Annotated in this window: 5 protein-coding genes and 1 pseudogene; 3 read left to right on the top strand and 3 right to left on the bottom strand. The window is 60.9% G+C overall.

Annotated features, from left to right (window positions below):
- Positions 1 to 314: 314 nt before the first annotated feature.
- The gene (locus C2L58_RS48800; RefSeq protein ID WP_146073684.1) at positions 315 to 515 is read right to left on the bottom strand and encodes a hypothetical protein; all 201 of its coding nucleotides are present in this window, start codon (positions 513 to 515) and stop codon (positions 315 to 317) included.
- Between the two features lie 565 nt (positions 516 to 1,080).
- Between C2L58_RS48800 and C2L58_RS26605 the strand changes: the two genes are divergently transcribed.
- The gene (locus C2L58_RS26605; RefSeq protein WP_146073683.1) at positions 1,081 to 1,755 is read left to right on the top strand and encodes a hypothetical protein; all 675 of its coding nucleotides are present in this window, start codon (positions 1,081 to 1,083) and stop codon (positions 1,753 to 1,755) included.
- A 57-nt stretch (positions 1,756 to 1,812) separates the two neighbouring features.
- Positions 1,813 to 1,986 (top strand): hypothetical protein, encoded by a 174-nt coding sequence (locus C2L58_RS49395; RefSeq protein ID WP_158264176.1) that lies wholly within the window; start codon positions 1,813 to 1,815, stop codon positions 1,984 to 1,986.
- Between the two features lie 61 nt (positions 1,987 to 2,047).
- On the opposite strand, the pseudogene C2L58_RS50675 reads toward C2L58_RS49395, so the two are convergent.
- Positions 2,048 to 2,389, bottom strand: a pseudogene (locus C2L58_RS50675) (23S rRNA (adenine(2503)-C(2))-methyltransferase RlmN); the annotation flags it as partial.
- Between the two features lie 43 nt (positions 2,390 to 2,432).
- On the opposite strand from C2L58_RS50675, the gene C2L58_RS48795 reads away from it, so the two are divergent.
- Complete coding sequence (locus tag C2L58_RS48795) at positions 2,433 to 3,062, top strand: hypothetical protein (RefSeq protein WP_146073682.1); 630 nt, start codon at positions 2,433 to 2,435, stop codon at positions 3,060 to 3,062.
- Positions 3,063 to 3,418: 356 nt separating this feature from the next.
- On the opposite strand, the gene C2L58_RS26595 is transcribed toward C2L58_RS48795, so the two are convergent.
- Complete coding sequence (locus tag C2L58_RS26595) at positions 3,419 to 3,691, bottom strand: hypothetical protein (RefSeq protein WP_103340422.1); 273 nt, start codon at positions 3,689 to 3,691, stop codon at positions 3,419 to 3,421.
- Between the last annotated feature and the right edge of the window lie 10 nt (positions 3,692 to 3,701).

Genomic DNA, 3,701 nt, shown 5'->3' with positions numbered 1-3,701 from the left:
AGCAGGCGCCGGATCAACAATCCGATATATCGCCGATATAACGCGACGAAAATTCGCGAGTGGTTCACCCATCCCTACCCATTTACAACACCTGTTTCACCTCGTCGCAACCACCATCTCGACTCGATAGTGGTACACATCACTGCGTCGCAGGCGTAGCTATCCGACCGCGGAGACCAGCAGTCGCACGAGTGGCCCACGTCGCTGAGTTCGTCATCGACTCACACTCTGCGCGACAGCCTCGACGGGAGTCGCCTGCGGCCAGGCGCTACGACAATGTCACAGAACCTGAACGCAAGAATTTCTAGCCACATTCAACGTGGATCGTTGGAAAATAACAGCCTGCTGTTTTTTTTGCCACTTATCAACACGGCAGCCCCAGCCGTGAACATCGTGGTCAGCAGGAAGAACAACTGCCACGCAAGAGAACTGACCATTCCCGCCAACACCTGCGCACCACCTGAGCCCATCAGCGCAAGCGCTACCCATAGAACGCGAGATGGAAGGGCGGCCACGCGATACATCATGGCAGACGTTCGACTCGCACGGGAACAGAGACTGTCGCGGGAACGAGCGCTGGAGACGCGCTCCGCTCTGAGCAAGCAACCGCACCACGTCGAGGTGGGCGGTCGTCGATCCGGCTGACGCAGGCCTGCTGGATCAACGTCGCCACAGTGGCTCGCCGCCGGCGGCATATCGAAACCGGTGGCCGGATTGTCCGAGAAGTACAGCGGCCCGGCGACGACTTCCGGCGCGGACAGGTGGCGGCGCAGTCGAGATCGATGTGCCGTCGATCGTGCGCCACCGGTTCCACTACTGAACGCCGTGGAGGATGCCGTCCCCCGGACGTTCGCCCGACGACTTCTGCTGCACGCAGTCCCGGCGTGGCTTTCTAGGGCAGTTCGCTCGACTGCGGTAAGGTTACCTCGGCCGAGCACGTCGGCCTGCTTCCGAGGTACTCCCGCCCACGCCGCGAGACCGACGAGGACAAGGGTCCACGACTCACGTGCACGGAGTTGCCTGGTCACCATCGAGTCCAATCGGTGGATTGCGTGGGGGTCCGCCGTACGGGAATCGATCATGACCAAGGACAAAGCCCGGAAGCGGGCTGTTCGTGACATCGCCGCCCAAACCGACGAGTCCTATACACGTGTCCACCGACGTCTTACCCAGGACGATGCAGGTGCCGCTTCGCGAGAGAGCACTCCCGAGGCCGCTGGCAACAGCGAGCCGCATGGAGGCGACGCAGAGATCACGCTCGATGGCAACATGGCTGTGGCGATCATGGAGAATGAAAGGCCACGGCTGTTTGTGTTTCCCGACTACACCTGCGGCGGGCAGTGCACCGCCCGCACCAAGCGGGGCGTGCGATGCAGGAACATCGTCTATGCAGGGGGCCAAGTTGCTGGCTACGAGTGGTTCAGCGTTGGCACTCGACTGGTGTCTGCATACGGGCCGTTGCCCGACTATGTGGCGCACCAATATTTAGTTCAACGCTGCCGGGTGCACTACAACGAGGCCGCGCAGGCATTCTGTGCGCCGGAATGGCAGCACTTCGATCCGGTCCGTCACAAGGAGCTGACCACCAGCCCGTCGTTGGATAACCTACCAGCGGTTGGCGACACGGCACCATTGCCCGAACTGCTGGCGGCGGCCGTGAATTCGGATTACAGCCCGGCCCAGCGGCGTCAGTTACTGGAGTTGCTCGCCGATCAGAACCCGGACGGCGACGATCAGCGCCCTGCCGAATCGTAAGCCGAACGAGGCACAGCTGAGATGGCTCCGACCACGCTTCTCCTCTTCAGTTTCGCCATGTTCGTGCTGCTAGTCGGCACCCTGGCCGCGCTGGTCGCCCTGTTCGTCGAGCATAAGGGCCGTCGCGAGACGGCGTACCGAGTGCTTCGGCTCGTGCTGGGCGCCGGCCTCGGGTCCGGAGGGGTGGTGACGCTCGCGTTGCGCCTGCACGAAGCCGGACTGCTGCCGTAGTCGCGGACGGTCTGCCGGCAGGACTCCGGTAGGGAGTCCTGCCACAGGACCTGTCCCTCCGGTGTTGGCGCAGCCGCTGCGCCAACAGCTCGGCCCGCCACGGCTGGTCGTTGATGTCCCGGATCAAAGGCGTACTCGATCAAGATTCGTCACCCGGAGGTGTCCGCGTAGTATCGGGCAGCCGACAGGCCCCCGTCGATCGACCAGCGGTTGTTGATAGCAACGAGAGTGTCGCGCAGCTCGTCGTCTGGCGTGCAGGGAGACCGCGAGCGCCACCTGCATCTTCTTGTCCGCCAGCTTCGGATCGTCGGCGCCAACCCACCGTCACCGACCGTTGAGAAATGCCGAGTCCGACAGATGCCGGATCAACAATCCGATATATCGCCGACATAACGCGATAGAATCGTGGCTATGTAACAATTCCGGCCGTCAAACGACTCTCAAGCATGGAACACCTGACGAATCCAAACTTCAGCCGAGATCGACGCAATCGCATTACCGCAATTGCCATTGATATCTACCCGAGTGGCCTATCAAATGAATCTGCGACGCATGATCGGAAATGTCTAATAGTCATGCCACCCAACCAGTCTTCGAATATTCGTGTGGCCGACCGCCTTCGCGAAGCCGGACTGGAGACTTTCGGATTCGGCCAATCGATCCCTGAAAATGGGGAGTACCTGCTGACTCCTCGCATCGTAAACGGTAGCGGAAATTGGGTACCCGATACCATCGAGTTTGCTCTCACTTCATTAAGCAGCGGTGTCATCGGGAATGCCGCATACGACGCCCTGAAGAAATTCGTACATTCATTTGCCAGCACAAAAAATTCTGAAGTAGTACGGCCGCTAACCGACCCAGAAGCTGAGTTTTGGGGCGTCGCAATGATATCGCGGCGATACCGAATCGATGCCAACGACCTGAGCATTGAAGCTGTGACATTGAGCCCTCCTAACGCGCAAATTCGCGCAACAGGACCAGACGGATCCATATACACGGCCGAGATTGAGATTATCGACGGACTTGCTGCACTCGGAACGTCTACTCGTGAAGCCCCTAGGCAACAGCGACGATGAGTATGCATCCGACGCCAAGCTCGTCCCGCAGCGACTCCGACCCCACTCGAGTCTCTATGCGAGTTCATCCTCGAGCAAGGACGTCGATTGAAACCTCACTTGATCGTTTCTGCAGCACCGAATGAGCGGCCGACGCCACCGAGCACGGGATACTGGGCAGTTTAGAGACGCTGGGTGTCGTCGTCGACGACTTCCACGAGGGACCACCGCCGGGTGACGTCTGGTGGTCAGCCTTGATAACTGCCATAGCGACAGAAGCCAGCCGCGGCCGCCGTGAACTGATTCAGGTCGCGCAGTCGGAGCCCGGTCCGCTCGTAGCTTGGCTGCCCGGTATCAATCCGGCGAGTCAGAAACAGTCACCTATTAAGCCACGGAGCAAGCAATGTCTCCAGGTCAGCGTCAGACAACGCCCGCGGCCCACCATGGAACTCGTGCCAGCGGGCCGCGTCCCGGGCTGCGGCGTACTCCACCTCGAACGCCCGCATCAGCACGTACATAAACGTCACCGAGCTGAACCGCTCACCCAACAGGGTCCGCGCCTCACGCGCCACCTCGGTGGCGCCGCGGCCGACCACGTCCGCGAGCCGAAGCTCCTCCGCAGCCGGGTCCAGCAGGCTGGGGGCATACATCACGACAAAC

Source organism: Amycolatopsis sp. CA-126428 (assembly GCF_002904335.1).
Classification (GTDB): domain Bacteria; phylum Actinomycetota; class Actinomycetes; order Mycobacteriales; family Pseudonocardiaceae; genus Amycolatopsis.
Note: the sequence above shows the minus strand (reverse complement) of the source record. Positions and strands in the feature narration are given on the sequence as shown.